Annotated in this window: 18 protein-coding genes; 4 read left to right on the top strand and 14 right to left on the bottom strand. The window is 70.5% G+C overall.

Features of this window, described 5'->3' with window-relative positions:
- Nucleotides 1–39: 39 nt before the first annotated feature.
- The 4 genes from INQ48_39325 to INQ48_39310 all read left to right on the top strand — a co-directional run bounded on the left by INQ48_39325 (nucleotide 40) and on the right by INQ48_39310 (nucleotide 4,911).
- Entirely contained in the window at nucleotides 40–870 is an 831-nt protein-coding gene (locus INQ48_39325) for an SDR family oxidoreductase (protein ID QRF61440.1), read from the top strand.
- A 39-nt stretch (nucleotides 871–909) separates the two neighbouring features.
- On the top strand, nucleotides 910–1,641 hold the full coding sequence (locus INQ48_39320) for an SDR family oxidoreductase (GenBank protein QRF61439.1): 732 nt from the start codon (nucleotides 910–912) through the stop codon (nucleotides 1,639–1,641).
- A gap of 7 nt (nucleotides 1,642–1,648) precedes the next feature.
- Nucleotides 1,649–3,649, top strand: a complete 2,001-nt coding sequence (locus tag INQ48_39315; GenBank protein QRF61438.1) for an FAD-dependent oxidoreductase — start codon at nucleotides 1,649–1,651, stop codon at nucleotides 3,647–3,649.
- A 104-nt stretch (nucleotides 3,650–3,753) separates the two neighbouring features.
- Nucleotides 3,754–4,911 carry an alpha/beta fold hydrolase gene (locus INQ48_39310; protein QRF61437.1) on the top strand — a complete coding sequence of 386 codons (1,158 nt, stop codon included), beginning with the start codon at nucleotides 3,754–3,756 and terminating at the stop codon, nucleotides 4,909–4,911.
- Between the two features lie 7 nt (nucleotides 4,912–4,918).
- Here the strand turns inward: INQ48_39310 and INQ48_39305 are convergent, their stop codons facing one another.
- Genes INQ48_39305 through INQ48_39240 form a run of 14 tightly spaced genes read right to left on the bottom strand, consistent with a single transcriptional unit; the run spans nucleotide 4,919 to nucleotide 18,082 of the window.
- Nucleotides 4,919–5,737, bottom strand: coding sequence for a helix-turn-helix domain-containing protein (locus tag INQ48_39305; protein QRF61436.1), 819 nt, complete (start codon nucleotides 5,735–5,737; stop codon nucleotides 4,919–4,921).
- 53 nt (nucleotides 5,738–5,790) lie between these two features.
- Nucleotides 5,791–6,105: an NIPSNAP family protein gene (locus INQ48_39300; GenBank protein QRF61435.1), complete on the bottom strand. Its 315-nt coding sequence runs from the start codon at nucleotides 6,103–6,105 to the stop codon at nucleotides 5,791–5,793.
- 13 nt (nucleotides 6,106–6,118) lie between these two features.
- Nucleotides 6,119–6,925, bottom strand: a complete 807-nt coding sequence (locus tag INQ48_39295) for a glucose 1-dehydrogenase (GenBank protein QRF61434.1) — start codon at nucleotides 6,923–6,925, stop codon at nucleotides 6,119–6,121.
- The gene (locus tag INQ48_39290; GenBank protein QRF63162.1) at nucleotides 6,922–7,890 is read right to left on the bottom strand and encodes a tripartite tricarboxylate transporter substrate binding protein; all 969 of its coding nucleotides are present in this window, start codon (nucleotides 7,888–7,890) and stop codon (nucleotides 6,922–6,924) included. The genes INQ48_39295 and INQ48_39290 overlap by 4 nt, the downstream gene beginning before the upstream one ends.
- 53 nt (nucleotides 7,891–7,943) lie before the next feature.
- Nucleotides 7,944–8,738, bottom strand: a complete 795-nt coding sequence (locus tag INQ48_39285) for an SDR family oxidoreductase (protein QRF61433.1) — start codon at nucleotides 8,736–8,738, stop codon at nucleotides 7,944–7,946.
- A gap of 14 nt (nucleotides 8,739–8,752) precedes the next feature.
- Nucleotides 8,753–9,538, bottom strand: a complete 786-nt coding sequence (locus INQ48_39280; GenBank protein QRF61432.1) for an enoyl-CoA hydratase/isomerase family protein — start codon at nucleotides 9,536–9,538, stop codon at nucleotides 8,753–8,755.
- A gap of 46 nt (nucleotides 9,539–9,584) precedes the next feature.
- On the bottom strand, nucleotides 9,585–10,619 hold the full coding sequence (locus INQ48_39275; protein ID QRF61431.1) for a hypothetical protein: 1,035 nt from the start codon (nucleotides 10,617–10,619) through the stop codon (nucleotides 9,585–9,587).
- A gap of 12 nt (nucleotides 10,620–10,631) precedes the next feature.
- A complete protein-coding gene (locus INQ48_39270) occupies nucleotides 10,632–11,813 on the bottom strand; it encodes an acyl-CoA dehydrogenase family protein (protein QRF61430.1) in 1,182 nt (393 codons plus the stop codon).
- Between the two features lie 22 nt (nucleotides 11,814–11,835).
- Nucleotides 11,836–12,825, bottom strand: a complete 990-nt coding sequence (locus INQ48_39265; GenBank protein ID QRF61429.1) for a quinone oxidoreductase — start codon at nucleotides 12,823–12,825, stop codon at nucleotides 11,836–11,838.
- The gene (locus INQ48_39260; protein ID QRF61428.1) at nucleotides 12,809–14,416 is read right to left on the bottom strand and encodes an acyl--CoA ligase; all 1,608 of its coding nucleotides are present in this window, start codon (nucleotides 14,414–14,416) and stop codon (nucleotides 12,809–12,811) included. The genes INQ48_39265 and INQ48_39260 overlap by 17 nt, the downstream gene beginning before the upstream one ends.
- 1 nt (nucleotide 14,417) lies before the next feature.
- On the bottom strand, nucleotides 14,418–15,131 hold the full coding sequence (locus tag INQ48_39255; protein ID QRF61427.1) for an SDR family oxidoreductase: 714 nt from the start codon (nucleotides 15,129–15,131) through the stop codon (nucleotides 14,418–14,420).
- Nucleotides 15,128–16,255 carry a glycerol dehydrogenase gene (locus INQ48_39250; GenBank protein QRF61426.1) on the bottom strand — a complete coding sequence of 376 codons (1,128 nt, stop codon included), beginning with the start codon at nucleotides 16,253–16,255 and terminating at the stop codon, nucleotides 15,128–15,130. The genes INQ48_39255 and INQ48_39250 overlap by 4 nt, the downstream gene beginning before the upstream one ends.
- Nucleotides 16,252–17,241: a transketolase family protein gene (locus INQ48_39245; protein QRF61425.1), complete on the bottom strand. Its 990-nt coding sequence runs from the start codon at nucleotides 17,239–17,241 to the stop codon at nucleotides 16,252–16,254. The genes INQ48_39250 and INQ48_39245 overlap by 4 nt, the downstream gene beginning before the upstream one ends.
- Nucleotides 17,234–18,082 carry a transketolase gene (locus tag INQ48_39240; protein ID QRF61424.1) on the bottom strand — a complete coding sequence of 283 codons (849 nt, stop codon included), beginning with the start codon at nucleotides 18,080–18,082 and terminating at the stop codon, nucleotides 17,234–17,236. Before INQ48_39240 ends, INQ48_39245 begins: the two co-directional genes overlap by 8 nt.
- Between the last annotated feature and the right edge of the window lie 9 nt (nucleotides 18,083–18,091).

Below are 18,091 nucleotides of genomic sequence, written 5' to 3'. Positions count from 1 at the left end.
CCACTCCTCATTCACTCATCCCCTCGTGGAGGCACAGCCATGGACTACGGACTGCAGGACCGCGTGATCCTCGTCACCGGCGGCGGCAGCGGCATCGGTCGCGCGATCGGCATCGAGGCCGCGCGCGGCGGCGCGCGCATCGCCGTCGTCGACGCGGTGGCCGAGCGCGCCACGAGCGTGGCGGCCGAGTTGCGCGAACTCGGCGCGCAGGCCGTCGCGCAGACGCTCGACGTGCGCGATGCCGGCGCCTGCGAAGCCGCGGTGGCGCGCATCGAGCAGCAGCTCGGCGCCATCGACGGCATGGTGGCCTGCGCGGGCATCTCGCCGCCGGCGCCCGCCCACACCATGCCCGACGAGCTCTGGACCCGCTGCCTCGACGTCAACCTCACGGGCATGTTCCGCTCGCTGCAGCCCGTGGGCCGGCGCATGCTCGAACGCCGGCGCGGCGCGATCGTCACCGTGGCCTCGATCGACGGCCTCGGCGGTCATGCCGGCCGCGCGCACTACAGCGCCTCGAAGCACGGCGTGATCGGCCTCACGCGCGCGCTCGCCATCGAGTGGGGCCGCTTCGGCGTGCGCGTGAATGCGCTCGCGCCGGGCGTGGTCGACACGCCGCTCGTGCAGGCCAACATCCCTCCCGACCACCTGCAGTACGCGATGGTCGACCGCAACCCGCTGGGCCGCCTGTGCCGGGCCGAGGAGCAGGCCGGCCCCGCGCTGTTCCTGCTGTCCGATGCCGCGAGCTACGTCACCGGCTCGGTGATGACGGTGGACGGCGGCAGCGCCGCGGGCTTCTTCACGCGCTGGAACGGCGCCGACCTCGGCTCGCGCGCGCTGCTCGAGGCGGGCGCCTACGGCGCGCCCGACTGAAACGAACTCTTTGCACCACTCCCTGAAGGACGACCACCCATGAAGAACCTCTTCGACCTGCGCGGCGAGCGCATCCTGATCACCGGCGCCGGCGGCGCCATCGGCGGCGCCACCGCGCGCGTGTGCGCCGCGCTCGGCGCCGAGCTGTTCATCGCCGACCTGAAGGCGCCGACCGAGCTGGCCGATGAACTGAAGGCCCGCGCCGCCGCGCTCGACAACACGAAGCGCGACGACGTCAACGCACTGCTGAAGGACATCGGCGAGATCGACGCGCTGATCGACACCAGCGGCTACTACGTCAAGGGCGACTGGCTCGATGGCGGCGACGAATGGGAACAGCTGTTCGAGCGCACCATGGCCGTGAACGTGAAGGGCCCGGTCAACCTGCTGCGCGCCGCGCTGCCTTCGATGATGAAGCGCGGCAGCGGCCGCATCGTGCTGACCAGCTCGATGGCCGCGCGCAACGCGGGCTCGACGCTGGCGGTGGAGCCGGCCTACGCGGCCTCGAAGGGCGGGCTGTCGGCGCTGGTGCGCTACTTCGCGCGCCAGGCCGCGGCCTCGGGCGTGGTGGTCAACGGCGTGGCGCCGGGGCCGATCTTCACGCCGCTGCTGGTGTCGGCGAACCAGCCCTTCACCGTCGACCAGTACCCGATGAAGCGCCTGGGCCAGCCCGAGGAGATCGGCTGGCCCGCCGCCTTCCTGGCCTCGCGCGGCGCCAGCTTCACCACCGGCGCGGTGCTCGACGTCAACGGCGGCATGTGCTTCTCCTGAGCCGCGCATGACGACGCAGCCTGCGACGCCGACCGCGCTCGACGGCCTGTGGGCGCCGGTGCGCATCGGCCCCGTGCAGGCGCTCAACCGCATCTACCTGCCCGCGCACCAGGTCAGCCTGCCGCCGCCGGCCTATGGCGCCTACCTGGCCGAACGCGCGCGCGGCGGCGTCGGCCTGATCGTCACGCACGGCTTCCATGTGCATCCGGCCAGCGCGCGCGCCGGCGTGTCGCCGTGGGAACCCGCCTGGGCCGATGCGGTGCGGGCCTTCGTCACCCCGAGCAAGCGGCTCGGCGTGCCGGTGATCGTGCAGGTCACGCACATGGGCGCCAGCGGCACGCGCCGCACCGATGACATCGCGCACTGGGGCGCCGTGCTCGCGCCCTCGCAGCTGGCCTCGCCGGTGCACCGTGCGATGCCGCAACCGATGGAGGAGAACGACATCCGCGCGGTGATCGAAGGCTTCGCCGCGACCTGCGCCAACGTGCAGGCCGGCGGCGGCGACGGCGTGGAAATCCACGGCTCGCACGGCTACCTGCTGAGCAACTTCCTCTCGCCGTACTGGAACCGGCGCGACGACGAATGGGGCGGCGACACCGAGCGCCGCGCCCGGCTCGCGCTCGAGATCGGCCGCGCGGTGCGCGCACGCTGCGGCAGCGATTTCGCGATCGGCATCAAGCTGAGCCTCGACGAGTACCTCGGCGAGGCCGGCACCACGCCCGAGGAAACGCTGCGCGTGGTCGCGCTGCTCGAGGCCGAGCGCCTGTTCGACTACGTGTGTCTCTCGCACACCGACTACCACCAGAACCACCGGCTGGTGCCGCCGCAGTCGAGCGGCGAGACCGCGCCGCTGGCCGCCAACGCCGCGCGCGTGCGCGAGGCGTTGCGCGGGCGCATCCCGCTGCTGATCCAGGGCTCGGTGCGCGACATCGCCACGGCCGCACGGATCGTCGCGCACGGGCAGTCCGACATGGTCGGCCTGGTGCGCGCCCAGATCGCCGACCCCGAGATCGTGCGCAAGGCCAGGGAGGGCCGCGCCGACCAGACCCGGCGCTGCGTCGGCGCCAACCAGGGCTGCTGGCGACGGCTCGGGCAGAACGTGAGCTGCACCGTGAACCCCGAGGCGGGCCGCGAGCTGCAGTTCGGCACGGCGCTGCCGCGTCCCGCCGCCACGCCGCGCACGCTGCTCGTGATCGGTGGCGGCCCGGGCGGCCTCAAGTTCGCCGACAGCGCGGCCGCGCGCGGCCATCGCGTCACCCTGTGGGAACGCACGGACCGGCTCGGCGGTCAGATCCGCCGCGCCGGCCTGCTGCCCGACTACGGCTCGTGGAACTTCCTGGTCGACGACCTCGAGGCCTCGCTGCGCCGGCGCGGCGTGGCGATCGTGCTGCGCCGCGAGGCCACGGCCGACGCGGTGGCCGCCTTCGGCGCCGACGAGGTCGTGGTGGCCACCGGCGCGCGCTGGCAGCGCGGCGGCCGCTCGATGTTCCGCACCGACCGCGACGCGATCCCGGGCGCGGAACTGCCGCACGTGACGGACGCACTCTCCGCGCTCGACGACCTGCCCACCTGCGGGCGCCGCGTGCTGATCGTCGACGACAACGGCGACTACCTGCCGCTGGGCCTGGCCCGCCTGCTGAGCGCCGCCGGCCGCGAGGTCACGGTGGTCGGCGCCGACGCGCTGCTCGGCCGCAAGCTCGAGCCCACGCTCGACTGGCCCTGGCTGATGCCGCGCGTGGCCGCGGCCGGCGTGGCGCTGCGCGCCTCGACCACGATCGAGCGCATCGAGCCGGGCCGCGTCGTGCTGCGCGGCACGCTGGGCGGCGCGAGCGAGACGCTGGCGGCCGACACGGTCGTGCTGTCGATGCTGCGCGAGAGCGAGGACGGGCTGTACCAGCAGCTGAAGGCACGCGGGCTGGCGGTGCGCCGCATTGGCGACTGCGTGGCGCCGCGGGAGGTGGACGATGCGGTGCTGGAGGGGTTCAGGGAGGCGCAGGCGATCGGTTGAGCCTCGTCAGCCATCGCGCACGAGCAAGCCTTCAGGTTGCTCACGATGCGAACTCGGGGTTTACCGTGTCCACGCCTCGCCGGCCCCACGATAGATTGGGCCGCATGACACCCCAACCTTTCAGGCTTCGGATCGCGGATGCCGCGATCGCCGACTTGCATGCGCGACTGGACATGACCCGCTGGCCGGACCAGCCCGCGGGCCTGCCCTGGGCACACGGGGCCGACCTGGCCTGGATGCAGCGGCTCGCCACATATTGGCGCCATCGCTTCGACTGGCGCGCGCAGGAGCAGCGGCTCAACGCGTTTGCGCAATACACAACGCCGCTGCACGGAATCCAGCTGCACTACATCCACGAGGCGGGCCAGGGCCCTGCGCCCATGCCGCTGCTGCTTTCGCACGGCTGGCCCGGCTCGGTGTTCGAGTTCGCCGAGTTGATCCCGCGGCTGACCGACCCGGCGCGCTTCGGTGCCGATCCCGCCGATGCCTTCACGGTGGTGGCGCCCAGTCTGCCGGGCTATGGCCTGTCGTTCCGCCCCGGCCAGCCGGGATTCTCCGTGGAGCAGATCGCCGATGCGTTCGCCGCGCTGATGACCGACGTGCTGGGTTACGGGCGTTTCGCCACCCAGGGCGGCGACTGGGGTGCCTCCATCTCCGCGCGGCTCGGGCTGGTGCATCCACACAAGACCGTCGGCGTGCACCTGAACCTGTTGCCGATAGCGCGCGATCCGGCACGTTTGGGTTCCAGCCCGGCAGCGCAGCGCTACCGCGAGGAACTGCAGCACTGGCTGCGCGAAGAGACCGGCTACAGCGCGATCCAGGGCACGCGACCCCACACGCTGGCCTTCGGCCTCAGCGATTCGCCGATCGGCCTGACGGCATGGATCGCCGAGAAGATGCGCGCCTGGTCCGACTGCGACGGCGACATCGAATCGGTGTTCAGCCTGGACGAGATCCTGGCCAACGTCTCGCTGTACTGGTTCACCGGCGCCATCGGCTCCTCGTTCTGGCCGTACTACGCGCGCCAGCATGCCGCGCAGTGGCCGATTCCCGAGGGCGCCACCGTGGACGTGCCCATGGGCTATGCCGAGTTCCCCGCGGAGATCCTGCACCCGCCGCGCGAACTGGCCGAACGCACTTTCACCGACATCCGGCGCTGGAGCGCGATGCCGCGCGGCGGCCACTTCGCGGCCATGGAGCAGCCCGAGCTGCTGGCCGAGGAGATCCGGGCGTTCTACCGGCCGCTGCGCGGCACGGCTTGAATCCGTTTCACTGCGCGGGTTGCAACCCCAGCGCGCGCAGTTCGGTTTCCATCAACTGGCGCAGCCGGTGCTGGCGCTCATAGCCGAAGCGCGCCGTCAACGTGGCGATGCTGAGCGCGCCCATGGCGTGCTCGCCCATGCGAAACGCGATGCCGAAGCCGGCCACGCCGACCTCGCCGAATGCGTCGAAGGTCACCATGCAACCCTGCTCTCGCGCCGCCACGCCGGTCTGCAGCAGCTGCTCCACCGCCAAACCGTTCTCCGCATACTGCGTGGCATTGCGCGCGTGGATGGCGGCGATCTCCGCGGGGTCCATCAGGCCCAGCACCGCGCGCCCGCCGGTCCCGGTGCCGATCAGGCGGCGCTGGCCGATGTTGGTCGTCAGGATCTTGATGGGCGAGCTCCCCTCCTCGCGATGCGCGCAGTAGACCAGGTCGCCCTGGCGCATCATCAGGAACACCGTGTCGCCACCGATGCGCCCGATGCGCTTCATGGTCGGCACGAAGCGGCGCAGCAGCGGCGTGGGCTGAGGCAGCAGCGAACCCAGCAGCACCGCCTGGGGCCCCAGCCGGTACAGGTGCTCGGCATCGCGATCGACGAACTGCTCGTCGACCAGGCAGCAAAGCAGCCGATAGGCCGTGGCCCGGTCCAGCCCCGACTCGCGCACCAGCTGCGCCAGCTTGATGCCGTGGTCGTTGCACTTGGCCACGCGGCGCAGCAACTGCAGCGCGCGGCGCACGCTCTGCGTGCCGCGTGCGGGCCCTTCGCCATGTCCGTCGCCCGGGGCTTCCGGGAGTGCATCGCCATCGCGCTTGTCTTCGATCAACACATCCGCCCCCACACCCACCTCCTTGGCTGGCCAAATGGCGCTGCGCCGGTTCAACGCAGCGGCGAAAACCCGGTCGGCTTGAGCAGGCGATTCTCCATGCCGACGATCCACGGCAACACCTTGGCCGAGAACGCGACCCACTGCGGATCGTTCCACAGCGCGGTACGGCGCCGGTCCCGGTCCACCAGGTCCTCGAAGCCCCAGATATGCACCGCCGTGTTCAATTGCCCGGTCTCGGCCGTGAAGTAGGCCACCAGGTGGCCCAGGTGGCCGCGCACCAGCGGCAGTCCCTCGGCTTCGAAAAGCGTGAGGAACGGCCGAAAGTTCGCCGGCGCGAAACTGTAGTTGCGTTCTTCGTAGATCATGTGTCGCCTCCGTTCAATCCAGGGGGCCGTCGTAGGCGTCGCTCGCGGCGCCCCAGGCCATGTAGCCACCATCGACCGGCAAGGTCACGCCGGTGATGAACTCCGCGCGGTCCGAGGCCAGGAACAGCACCGCGTCGGCGATGTGCTGCGCCGTGCCCAGTCGCCCGGCCGGGGTGCGCCGGCGCACGCGCTGCGCGTCGAGCTTGCCCTCGTCGATCAGGCGCTGCGAGAAGGGCGTCAGCATGTAGCCCGGCGCCACCGCATTCACGCGCACGCCCTGCGATGCCCACTCGCAACCCAGCGTGCGGGTCATCATGCCGATGCCGGCCTTGGCCGCGCTGTAGGCATTGCGCCGCGCGAGGCCGAGCACGCCTGCGATCGAGTTGAGGTTGACGATCGCACCGCGGCCCTGCGCCAGCATGTGCGGCGCGGCCGCCTTGCACATCATGTAGGTGCCGCACAGGTGAATGTCGACCAGCCGGCGGAAGGCGGCCACGTCCTGCTCCACGGTGGGCTGGAAGGTGTCGGGAATGCCTGCGCAGTTGACCAGCACGTCCAGCCGCCCCCAGCGCGCCACCGCGGCGTCGACCATGCGTCGCACGTCGCCTTCGTCCGCCACGTCGCCGGCCAGGCCCAGGTGATCCGAACCCAGGTGCGCGGCCTCGTCCAGCGCGGCATCCCGCCGCAGATCGGCCACTGCCACCCGCGCGCCCGCGGCCGCGAAGCTTCGGGCCGAGGCCTGGCCCAGGCCGCTGGCCCCCCCGGTGATCAGGACCACCCGGCCTTGCAGCTCCGGATAGGTATGTGCCACCTCGCTCATTGCTCGAGCTTGATGTTGGCCGCGCGGATCACCTCGCCCCACAGCGCGCTTTGCGCCTTGACGAAGGCGGTGAACTCGGCGGGCGTGGTCGGCGATGGCTCGATGCCCAGGTCGGCCAGGCGCTTGCGGATGTCGTCGGAGGCGAGCGCCTTGTTGAGCTCGGCATTCAGTCGCGCCACGATGGCTTCGGGCGTGCCCGCGGGCGCCGCCAGGCCTTGCCACGAATACGACTCGAAGTCGGCCAGCCCGGCCTCGGCGAAGGTCGGCACCTCGGGCAGCGCCGCGCTGCGCCGGGCCATGGACAGCGCGATCGGCCGCAGCTTGCCGCTCTTGATGTAGGGCAGGCTGGCGGCCGTGTTGACCAGGTACATGTCGATCTGCCCGCCCAGCAGATCCTGCAGCGCCGGTGCGTCGCCCTTGTAGGGCACGTGCAGCAGCGCGATGCCCGCCTTGCGCTGGAACAGCTCCATGCCCAGGTGGTTGGGCCCGCCCGCTCCCGGCGTGGCGTACTTCAACCCGCCCGGCTCGCTGCGCGCCAGCGCGATCAGCTCCGCCAGCGTGTTGGCCTTCAGTGTGGGCCGCACCACCATCACGAAAGGGAATCGCGTGGTGCCCCCGATGTAGCTGAAGTCCTTCTCGGGCTGATAGGGCACCCGCTTGTACAGGTGCTGGGCCAGGGCCACCGTCGAGGTGTCGACCGTGCCGACGGTCAGGCCGTCGGGCTTGGCACGGGCCAGCAGATCGCCCGCGATCATGGTGCCGCCTCCGGGCTTGTTGTCGATGACCAGGGTCTGGCCCAGCGCGCGCCCCATGGACTCGCCCAGCATGCGCGCCACCACGTCGGTGCCGCCACCGGCCGGATAGGGAACGATCCAGCGCGGCGGCTGGCTCGGATAGGGTTGAGCGAGCGCTCGGGTGGACAGCGCCGCGCCCGCGGCCAGCGTCAGCAGCGCGCGGCGACTCAGGTGCGCGGCTGCGTCGAAATCTCTCATGCCTGTCTCCTTTTTCTATCAATCGATCAGCGTGCCTGGGCCGCACGAACGCCGCCGAACGTACCCCACGAACCCGCGACCAGCCAGCCCGCGTCGGCCGGTACGTTGATGCCCGTCAGCACACCGGCTTCTTCGGACAGCAGGAACACCACGACCCGCGCGATGTCCTGCGGTGCGATCAGCCGGCCCAGCGCGCTGTGCGCCTTGAGCTTCTCGGGATCGCGCAGACCCAGGTCGATCTGGCTCTGCAGCGCGGCCGTGACGGTATAGCCCGGCGACACGGTGTTCACGCGCACGCCCGAGCGCCCCCATTCGGCCGCAAGGCACTCGCCGAGCGAGATGACCGCCGCCTTCGCGGGCGAGTAGGCATGCAGTGGCATGGAGCGCATGCCCGCCACCGAGGCGATGTTGACGATCGCCCCGCGCCCGGCCCGCGCCATCGCGCTGCCGAACACCGCGCAACATGAGTAGGTGCCTTCGAAATCGATCGCGAGCACGCGCTGGAATTCCTCGTGCGGCAAGTCGGCCGGCGTGTGGGGCGATTGCACGATGCCGGCACAGTTGACCAGCAGGTCGACCTGCAGGCCCTGCGCCTGCAACCGTGCCTGCGCCGCCTGCACGGCCGCGTGGTCGGACACGTCGAGCACCAGGGCCTGGGCGCCAAGGCGCCGCGCCGCCTCGTGCGTGCGCGCCTCGTCGATATCGGCCAGCACCAGCGTGGCACCGCGCGCGACCAACAGCTCGCAGCAGGCCAGGCCGATGCCGCTGGCACCGCCGGTGACCAGGGCCAAGCGGCCCGCGAAATCCTGTTTTTCACTCATCTGTACGCGCACCTTCAACGACCGCTGAACACCGGCTTGCGCTTCGATGCGAAGGCCTCGACCGCTTCGTGGTGGTCCTGCGTCAGGTTGGTCAGGCATTCGTAGGCCGTTCCCGCGTCCATGTGGCCATGCGCCAGCTGGCGCAGCGGAATGGTGTAGCCGGCCTTGGTCCAGCGGATCGCCTTCGTGGCACCGTTCTTGAGCTTGCTCACCAGGGCCTCGACCTTGGCGTCCAATTCGTCGGCCGTGCTCACGTTGCCGACCGCGCCCAACTGCTTCGCCTCGGCCGCGCTCAAGAGGTCGCCGGTCAACAACAGTTCGCGCGCCTTGCCGAAGCCGATCATCTGCGGCCACAGGAAGCCTCCGCCATCGGCTGCGTTCAAGCCCACGCGCACGTGTGGATCGCCGATGCGGGCGTGGTCCGCCATCACCGTGACGTCGCACAGCAGCGCCAATGTGGCGCCCAGGCCCACCGCATCGCCATTGATGCGGCCGATGATGGGAATCTCGCAGTCCAGCATCGAATAGACGATGCGCTTGGCCTCCCAGGTCACGATCTCGAAGCCCTCGGGCTCGCGCACCGCCTCCTTCATCCATTCGATGTCGCCGCCGGCGCAGAACGCCTTGCCGGCACCCGTCAGCACGATCACGCCGATGTCGCGGCGCTCGCCCAAATCGATGAACACGCGCGACAGCGCGGTGTGGAGCTCGGCGTTGACCGAGTTCAGGGCGTTCGGACGGTTGATGGTGACGCGGGCGACGCGGTCGGCGATCTCGACCTGCAGGGCGGAATTGGACATGGGGAAGTCTCCTGTGGAAAAAGAGGTTGGAAAGAGGGAAGGAGGGTCAGGCCGCCAGCAATTGCCGGCGCACCTCGATGCGGTTCAGCTGCGCCTCGGCGGCACCGAAGCACTGGGCATTCACGTGCAGGCGGCGGTACCAGTGCGTGAGCCGGTATTCCTCGGTCACGGCGATGCCGCCCGTGACCTGGATCAGCGCACCCACGCCGCGCAGCACGCGCCGGCCGACGAAGCTCTTGGCCACCGGCAGCGTGGGCCAGGGGCCGGCCGCCTCGGCATCGATCTCCTGCGCGAGGCGCTCGGTCAGCGCCAGCGCCTGCTGGAGGTCGCAGAAGATCTCGGCCATGCGGTGCTGCAGTGCCTGGTTGGCCGACAGCGGCTTGCCGAACTGCATGCGCTGCTTGAGATAGTCGAGCGTGAGTTCGAACGCGGCCTCGAACACGCCGGTGGCATCGGCCACCAGCGCGGCCGCGGCCCGGTCGATGGCCTGCCCGGCCTGGCCGGGCCAATGGCGCGCACTGACCCGATCGAGTTGCAGCCGTGCCGTGGCGCGTCCGTCCACCCAGCGTGCCGGCTCGTGCGAAACACCGGCCGCTGCCAACTCCAGCAGTGCCAGGCCGCCGGAGGCCAGCGGCAGCAGCGCGTGGGTGGCGTGCTCGACGCCCAGCAGCGCGCCGGTGCGGCCGCTCAGTTGCTCCGCATTCCAGCGCGGCCCTTCGGCACCGGGCTGCAGGTCGGCCATGGCCAGGCGCAGCGTTCCAGCGCTCAGCGGCGCCGCCAGTTCAGGAGCCAGTTGCACAAGCAGCGGGGCCAGCAGCAGATGCAGGTCCAACGCTTCGGGTCGCGCGTCGCGGCCAGCGAGGCGCAACAGCTCGAAGCAGGCGCCGGCCGGAGCGCCGAAGCCGTCGGCCTCCTCGAGCAGTGGCAGCGCGAGCCAGCCGAGGTCTGCCAGCGCGTCCCAGGAGCCCACCGGCGCAGAGTGGCCCTGGCGGAACCGGGCCACCCGCTCGGACAGCGGTGCATGCTCGGCGAACCAGCGCCTGGCGCCGTCCAGCAGCAGATCGAGTTCTTCGCGTTCCATGGTGCGGCTCCCTCACATGTCCAGGATGGACTTGGCGATGATGGTTTTCTGGATTTCGTTCGCACCCGCGTAGATGGTCACCACGCGGCGGAAGAAATGGCGCTCGGCCCAGCCCCGGCCCGCGGGATGCAGCAGTCCGCTGCCGTAGTCGGCGCCCAGCACCAGGCCGGCGTCGCCCAGCAGCGCCATCGCGGTCTCGCTCACGCGCTGCTGCAGCTCGGAGCCGCGGATCTTCAGCGTCGAGGCCGCGGGCCCCGGCTCCTTGCCGCGCATCTGTTCGGCGATGACGGAAAGCGCCGCCGACTCCAGCGCGACGAAGTCCGCCGTCAGCACGGCCAGCTTGCGCCTGACACCGGCTTGCTCGATGAGGGGCCTGCCATCGACGCCACGGCACTCGCGCGCCAGCCGGTCGAGCTCGACGATATCGCGCTTGGTGCGCGGCGCCTGGGCGTTGTTCACGCGCTCGCGCGCGAGCAGGTCCTTGGCATAGCCCCATCCCTTGTTCGGGGCACCGATCATCGCGTCGGCCGGCACGCGCACGTTGTCGAAGAACACGGCGTTCACGCTGTGGCCCTCGTCCATCGTCAGGATCGGCTGCAGCGTGATGCCGGGATCGCGCATGTCGAGGATGAACACCGACAGGCCGGCCTGCGGCTTGGCCTCGGGCTCGGTGCGCGCCAGGCAGAACATCAGGTCGGCGTGATGGCCGCTGGACAGCCAGGTCTTCTGCCCATCGATGACCCAGTGGGTGCCATCGAAACGCGCGCGTGTCTTGAGCGAGGCCAGGTCCGACCCGGCATTGGGTTCGGAAAAGCCCTGGCACCAGAACTCCTCGCCGGCAAGGATCCTGGGCAGGTAGCGCGCCTTCTGCGCGTCGCTGCCCTCGGCGATCAGCATCGGGCCAGCCAGGAACAGGCCATGCACGTCGCCCAGCGGCGCATCCGCGAACGCGCTCTCCTCCTCGAAGATGTAGCGTTGCAGTGCCGTCCAGCCGGTACCGCCCAGGGCTTGCGGCCAGTGCGGCGCGCCCCAGCCGCGTCGATGCAGGATGGCTTGCCAGCGCGCCATGTCCTCGCGCGCCATGTGCAGGCCGCCGCGGGTCTCGTGGCGCAGTTCCTCGCTCAGGTGGGTTTGCAGGAAGTCGCGCACTTCCTCGCGGAAGCGGCGCAGCTCGGAGGTGTTGAACAGGCTCATGGATTGTTAAGAGCAAGTGGGTTCAAGGCAGCAGCACCAGCGAGCCGGTGGTGCCGCGCGACTGCAGCGCCTCGTGCGCCTGAGCCGCCTGTCGCAGCGCAAAGCGCCCGCCGATGTGCACCTTTAGGGCGCCGTCGGCCACCAGGCCGAACAGCTCGTCGGCCGCAGCCTGCAGGTCGGGATGCGTGCGCACGTAGGCGAACACGCCCGGCACCGCCACGCTGATCGAACGCGCGGGCCCGAGATCGGCCAGGGCCACGCTGGGCAGGCCCTCGGCCACCTGGCCGAGGTTGACGACCTGGCCGAATGGCTTGACCACGCGCAGGCAGTCTTGAAAGACCGTGCCGCCGAGGCCTTCGAACACCGCATCGACACCGGCGCCATCGGTGAGCGCGCGCACCGCCTCCACGAAGGGCTGCTCGCTGCCCACGATGACGGCATCGCAACCCTGGCGTCGCGCCTGCTCGGCCTTCGCCGCGGAACCGACCACGCCGATCACGCGGCATTCCAGCCGGTTGGCCCACTGCGTGAGCAGCGAACCCAGGCCGCCCGCGGCGGCATGCACCAGCACCGTCTGGCCGGGCTGCGGCCGCGTCACCTTGCGCAGCAGCATGTGGGCGGTGAGCCCCTGGAGCGTGACGGCTGCCGCCTGCTCGTCGCTCACGCCGTCGGGCACGCGCAGCACGTGCCGCGCCGGAAGGTTGCGCAGCGTGGCGTAGCTGCCCACGGGTGGGCATGCGTACGACACGCGCATGCCCGGCGCGAGATGGGCCACGCCCTCGCCCACGGCCACCACGCGGCCGGCGGCCTCCACGCCCAGCCCGCCGGGCAGTGCCGGCAGCGCGAACACGCCGCGGCGGTGGTAGGTGTCGAGGTAATTGATGCCGATGGCACTCTGGCTGATCTGCACCTCGCCGGGTGCCGGCGGCGGCACCTCGATCGGTTCGCACACCATGACTTCCGGTCCGCCGTAGGCATGGATTCGAATCGCGTAGTCAGTCGACATGGGCATGGGCTTTCGTGGCGGCGAGCAATTGCTCGCGCAGTTCGCGTTTCAGGATCTTTCCCATCGGGTTCTTGGGCAGGGCTTCGAGCACATGCCACTGGCGTGGCGTGGCGAAATCGGCCAGCAGGCCGGCGCAGTGCGCGCGCAGCGCCGCCGTGTCGAGCGCCACGCCGGGCCGGGCCACCACGCAGGCCGCGATGTCCTCGCCCAGGCCCGCATGCGGCACCGCGACGACGGCGGCCTCGGCCACTCCGGCGAAGCGGTAGATCGCCTCCTCGACCGCGGCCGAGGCGATCTTCAGGCCGCCGCGGTTGATGATGTCCTTCTTGCGGTCGACGAAGTGCAGGTGGCCCTCGTCGTCGATGCGGCCGATATCGCCGGTGCGCACCCAGCCGTCGACGAAGGCTTCGGCCGTGGCCTCGGGGTTGCGCCAGTAGCCCAGCGCGGCCGAGGGGCCGGAGAACACGATCTCGCCGCTCTCGCCCGCCGCGGCCGGCCGGCCATCCTCGCCGATCACGCGCACCGCGCAGCCGGGCTGCGCCACGCCGATGCAGCCGGCCTTGCGCGGCAGGAACCACGGCGGGAGCACCGTGCCGGCCGGGCCGGTTTCGGTCATACCCCAGATGTGGACCTGGTCCACCCACGGCAGGTGGCGGCGGAACTTGGCGATGACCTCGGCCGGCATGGCCGCGCCGCCGTAGCCGAGTCGGCGCACGCGCGAGAGGTCGTAGGCCGCGTTGGGGTACTCGTCGATCATGAAGTTGAGCGGCGAGGTCACGCCGTGGTAGACGGTCGTGCCCTCGGTCTCGATCAGCCGCAGCCGGCCCGCGTTGTCGAGCACGCTGGGCTCCAGCACCGCGCCGGCGCCGCTGACCCAGGCCGCCATGCAAGCCATGTTGAGCACCGAGCTGGTGTAGATCGGCCAGGCGCCCTGGTAGGTGTCCTGGTCGGTGAGGCCGACCGCGCCGGCGATCGCGTGACCGCAGTAGAGCTGGCTGCGGTGGCAGTGCGTGACGGCCTTCGAGCGCGCCGTGGTGCCCGAGGTGAACAGCAGAACGCTGGGGTCTTCGGGGCGCGCCACGTCGGGCAGGGCCGCGGCATGGAACTCGGTCTCCGGTTCGGGCCAGGTGTCGGCGGCCGCGACCGGACCGTCCAGCAGCAGCACCCGCGCGGCGGAGTACAGCGCGCGCACGCGCGCGGCCTCCGCCTGCATGCAGACGACGAAGGCCGGCTCCACCAGCGCCAATGCGTGGCGCAGTTCCTCGTCGGAGGCGCGCACGTTCAGCGGCGAGACGATGGCCCCGAGCCGCCAGCATCCCAGGGCCGTCAACACGGCCTCGCGCACTGCCTGGTTGGAGACGAACAAAGCAACGCGCTCGCCGGTCTTCAGGCCGCGCGACGACAGGCCGCGCGCCATCGCTTCCATGCGGATCACCAGTTGGGCGTAGCTCAGACGGTCGCGGTGGCCGCGATGGCTGTGGGCCGACAACGCCAGCTTGAAGGGCGCCTGGGCGGCGCGGCGCCGCAGCAGCGCGGGCACGGTCAGGCCGTGCAGTTCGCCGTAGCGGTTCAGTTCATCGGCAGGTCGCACGTCCACCTCACGCAATGCTGTAGCCGCCATCGACCGGCAGCGTCACGCCGGTGATGTAGCCGGCGTCGTCCGACGCGAGGAAAGCCGCCGCCTTGCCGATGTCGCTCGGCTGGCCCCAGTGACCCGCCGGCAAGCGCTTCAGGATCGGGCCGGCGCGCTCGGGATCGCTGAAGGCATTGACCGACATGCGTGTGTCGATCCAGCCAGGCGCGATGGCATTCACGCGCACGCCCTGCGCGGCGTAGGCGACCGCCAGCGCGCGTGTCAGCGCCTCGACCGCCCCCTTGCTGGCCGAGTAGCCCGGATTGCGGCCCGAGCCGAAGCGGCTCCACATCGACGCGAAGTTCAGGATGCTGCCGCCAGCGGCGGCCAGCGCGGGGCGCAGCAGCGTGCACGCCAGCTGGGTGCCGTGCAGGTTCACGTCGACCACGCGCCGGAAGCCCTCCACCGTGTGCTCGCGCTCGTCGTGCAGGATGATGCCGGCCGCATTGGCCAGCAGGTGCAGGCGCGGCGTGCGCCGAGCCACCGCGCCGAGCGCCTCGGCATCGGTGATGTCCATGCGCTCGAACTCGATGCCCGAGCCCTCCAGGCCGGGTTCGGTGTCGAGGCCGAGCGCCAGCACGCGCCAGTGGCGTCGGCGCAGCTCGAGGCCGGTGGCCAGACCCAGGCCGGTGCCGCCGCCAGTGATGATGGCAAGGCGATCGTCTTGCGCGTGTGTCATGCGTTCTCCAGGGATTGCGAATGGGGCCGGTCCGCCAGCGCTTCGAGCCCGCGCATGGCGGCCACGAAGTCCGGCGCGCTCAGCGGCCGCTCGAAGTGCTTCAGGTGCGGCGCGGTCATCGCACCGTCGGCGATCACCTGCAGCACATCGTCGGTCGCGCCGACCCCGAAGCCCTGCAGGCAGGTCGCCAATCCGACCTCGCGGTGAAAGGCCAGCTGCTGCCGCATGAAGTCCTGCGGTCGGCGCTCGAGCATGAACTGCACCAGCAGTCCGTAGCCGACCTGCTGGCCATGCAGCGTCGCGGCTATCCGCGGCACGCGCGTCAGGCCGCGCGTCATCGAATGCGCGATCGACAGGCCGCTGTTCTCGAACGCGAGGCCCGCCAGCAGCACCAGCGCTTCCGTCAGATTCTCGAAGTGCATGTCGGGCGAACCGGCCTCCAGCGCGGCCAGCCCCGGCACGCCGTGCTCGCGGATGGCCCGCTCGCAGGCGATGGACAGCTGCGCCGCGGCCAGCGTGTTGCGCCCGCCGAACAGGTTCAGGCCATGAGCCCGGCGCGCCTGCTCGCCCTCGTACAACTTGCACAGCGCATCGCCGATGCCGGAGACCAGCAACGCACGCGGCGCACGCACCAGCAGCTCGGTGTCCACGATCACGGCGTCGGGATTGCGCGGCAGGTGTTCGACCGATTCCATCCGATGCTGATCGTCGTAGTACACGAAGGACTCGCTGCAAGGCCCATCGTTGGACGCGGAGGTCGGCAGCACGATCAATCGCGCACCGAGCTCGCGCGACACCGCCTTGCCGGCATCCACGCCCTTGCCCCCGCCGGCTGCCAGCACCACATCCGGGGTGTCGGCGCTTCGTGCCTGCTGCACCAGTCCCCGCACCATGGCGCGCGTGACATCGCCGCGCACTTCAAGCCAGGGAACGGCCATGTCCCGTACCCCGCAGGCCGCATCAACGGCCGGGCGCAGCAGGTCGGCCACGATGGCATCGCACACCAGCACGGGCCGACCTCCCAAGCGGCTGACGACATCGCCCACCAGTCCCAAGGCACCCGGGCCCTGGTAGTAGCGATGCGCCGCGCCGAATGCACGGATGGCCTGCGGATTCGCGCTCATCCCAGCCATGCCGTCACGCGTTCGACGATGCGCGCCTTGCTGAGGCCGTACTTGTCCAGCAGATAGGCGTGCGAGCCACACTCGGTGAACTGATCGGGAATCGCGATCTTCAGCAACGGGCGGTGCTGGCCCGCCTCGTACAACGCGTCGATCACGAGCCAAGCCAGGCCGCCGCTGGCGACATGGTTCTCGCAGACCACCAGGCGTTTGACGGAGGCGGCGAACTCGACCAGGCCGGCCGCGTCGAAGGGCTTGATCGACGCGGTGTGGAACAACGAACTGGCGATGCCGCTTGCCGCGAGCTCGCGCTGCGCATCGATGACGCGCTCGGTCATCGATCCGGTGGAGACGAAGCCCACATCGCTGCCGCCGACCACCACATGGCCCTTGCCGATGCGCACGCGATGCGTCGCGGGATCGAACACCACAGGCACGTTGGCGCGCAGCAGGCGGCTGTAGACGGTGCCGGGGATGTCCACCGCCATCTCGGCGATCTGCGCCATCTCGGTCGCGTCGCACGGATCCAGCACCGTCATGTTCGGGATCGATCGCATCAACGCGAGGTCCTCGTTGGCCTGGTGCGTGCCGCCGTAGCCGGACGCCAGGCCGGGGTTGCCGGCGAACATCTTCACGTTCTCGTCGCTGTGCGCGCAGGCGATTGCGAGGAAGTCGTAGGCGCGCCGCGTGGCGAAGGTGCCGTAGGTCGTGCAGTAGGCGACCTTGCCGGTCTTCGACAGCCCGGCCGCGGCCATGACCAGCGCCTGTTCGGCCATGCCGACGTTGAAGAAGCGCTGCGGGTACTTGTGGCGGAAGTCGTGGACGTCGGTGTACTTGCCGAGGTCGGCCGTCAGCACCACGAGTTCGGGATGCCGCTCGGCGGCCTTCAGGGTGCCGATGGCGAACGGCGCGAACTGCGCGGGACGGCCGACCACGGCCTCCGACTCGCTCATGGCGAGCGTGCGCGATGGGGCAAGGGTCTCAGGCATTCTCGATCTCCAGTTCACGTGCGACGTCGTCCCATTCGTCGGCGTCGATGCGCACGAAGTGCGCGCGGTCGCGTTGTTCGATGCGGCGGATGCCGCGGCCGGGGCGGGTGCGCATCACGACGGCTTTGGGTTTGCCCTCGCAGAGCCGCGCCCAGGCCAGGGCCTCCAGCAGTTGCGCGAGATCGTTGCCGTCGATCTCCCGCACGGCCCAGCCGAACGCGGCGAAGCGGCCCGCGACGGGCTCGATGTTCACGACCATGGGACCATCGGCCTGGATACCGTTGCAGTCGATCCACGCAACCAGCCTGTCCAGTCCGAAGCTGGCGGCAGCAGTGGCTGCTTCCCAGGTCGAGCCCTCCTGCAATTCACCGTCGGACAGCTCGACATGGATGGCCGACTGATGGCCGTCCAGCCGGTAACCCAGCGCGGCGCCGGTGGCGATGCCCAGGCCGTGGCCCAGCGAACCGCCGGTCATCTCCACGCCGGGCACGTGTCCCTCCATCGTGCTCATTTCCAACGGGCTGCCATCGGCGCCGTAGCTGGGCAGGGTCGCCGCATCGATGAGACCGGCCTCGGCCAGCACGGCCCACATCGCGATCGAGTAGTGGCCGGTGGAAAGGTAGAAGCGCTTGCGGTCGGCGCGCTTGAAATCCAGGTCGTCCGCGCTGAACTCATGGAAGTAGAGCGCGGCCAGGAAGTCGGCGATGCCCAGGCCCTGGCCCAGGTAGCCCTGACCCTTGCCGCGTGCCTGCACGACCATCTTTCGGCGCAGGGCCAGGGCCTTGGCCCGCAGCCTCTGCACATCGGCCACCTCGTTCGGCGGGTTCGGTCTCGCGTTCATGAAATGTGT

The organism is Variovorax paradoxus (assembly GCA_016806145.1).
Lineage (GTDB): Bacteria > Pseudomonadota > Gammaproteobacteria > Burkholderiales > Burkholderiaceae_C > Variovorax.
Note: the sequence above shows the minus strand (reverse complement) of the source record. Positions and strands in the feature narration are given on the sequence as shown.

What these genes read in the sequence shown, in the direction of transcription:
- INQ48_39310 (QRF61437.1), top strand. Translation starts at nt 3,754, where the DNA reads ATGACACCCCAACCTTTCAGGCTTCGGATCGCGGATGCCGCGATCGCC.
- INQ48_39245 (QRF61425.1), bottom strand. Translation starts at nt 17,241, where the DNA reads ATGCCTGAGACCCTTGCCCCATCGCGCACGCTCGCCATGAGCGAGTCG.
- INQ48_39325 (QRF61440.1), top strand. Translation starts at nt 40, where the DNA reads ATGGACTACGGACTGCAGGACCGCGTGATCCTCGTCACCGGCGGCGGC.
- INQ48_39280 (QRF61432.1), bottom strand. Translation starts at nt 9,538, where the DNA reads ATGTCCAATTCCGCCCTGCAGGTCGAGATCGCCGACCGCGTCGCCCGC.
- INQ48_39275 (QRF61431.1), bottom strand. Translation starts at nt 10,619, where the DNA reads ATGGAACGCGAAGAACTCGATCTGCTGCTGGACGGCGCCAGGCGCTGG.
- INQ48_39285 (QRF61433.1), bottom strand. Translation starts at nt 8,738, where the DNA reads ATGAGTGAAAAACAGGATTTCGCGGGCCGCTTGGCCCTGGTCACCGGC.
- INQ48_39240 (QRF61424.1), bottom strand. Translation starts at nt 18,082, where the DNA reads ATGAACGCGAGACCGAACCCGCCGAACGAGGTGGCCGATGTGCAGAGG.
- INQ48_39270 (QRF61430.1), bottom strand. Translation starts at nt 11,813, where the DNA reads ATGAGCCTGTTCAACACCTCCGAGCTGCGCCGCTTCCGCGAGGAAGTG.
- INQ48_39265 (QRF61429.1), bottom strand. Translation starts at nt 12,825, where the DNA reads ATGCCCATGTCGACTGACTACGCGATTCGAATCCATGCCTACGGCGGA.
- INQ48_39320 (QRF61439.1), top strand. Translation starts at nt 910, where the DNA reads ATGAAGAACCTCTTCGACCTGCGCGGCGAGCGCATCCTGATCACCGGC.
- INQ48_39250 (QRF61426.1), bottom strand. Translation starts at nt 16,255, where the DNA reads ATGAGCGCGAATCCGCAGGCCATCCGTGCATTCGGCGCGGCGCATCGC.
- INQ48_39295 (QRF61434.1), bottom strand. Translation starts at nt 6,925, where the DNA reads ATGAGCGAGGTGGCACATACCTATCCGGAGCTGCAAGGCCGGGTGGTC.
- INQ48_39300 (QRF61435.1), bottom strand. Translation starts at nt 6,105, where the DNA reads ATGATCTACGAAGAACGCAACTACAGTTTCGCGCCGGCGAACTTTCGG.
- INQ48_39315 (QRF61438.1), top strand. Translation starts at nt 1,649, where the DNA reads ATGACGACGCAGCCTGCGACGCCGACCGCGCTCGACGGCCTGTGGGCG.
- INQ48_39255 (QRF61427.1), bottom strand. Translation starts at nt 15,131, where the DNA reads ATGACACACGCGCAAGACGATCGCCTTGCCATCATCACTGGCGGCGGC.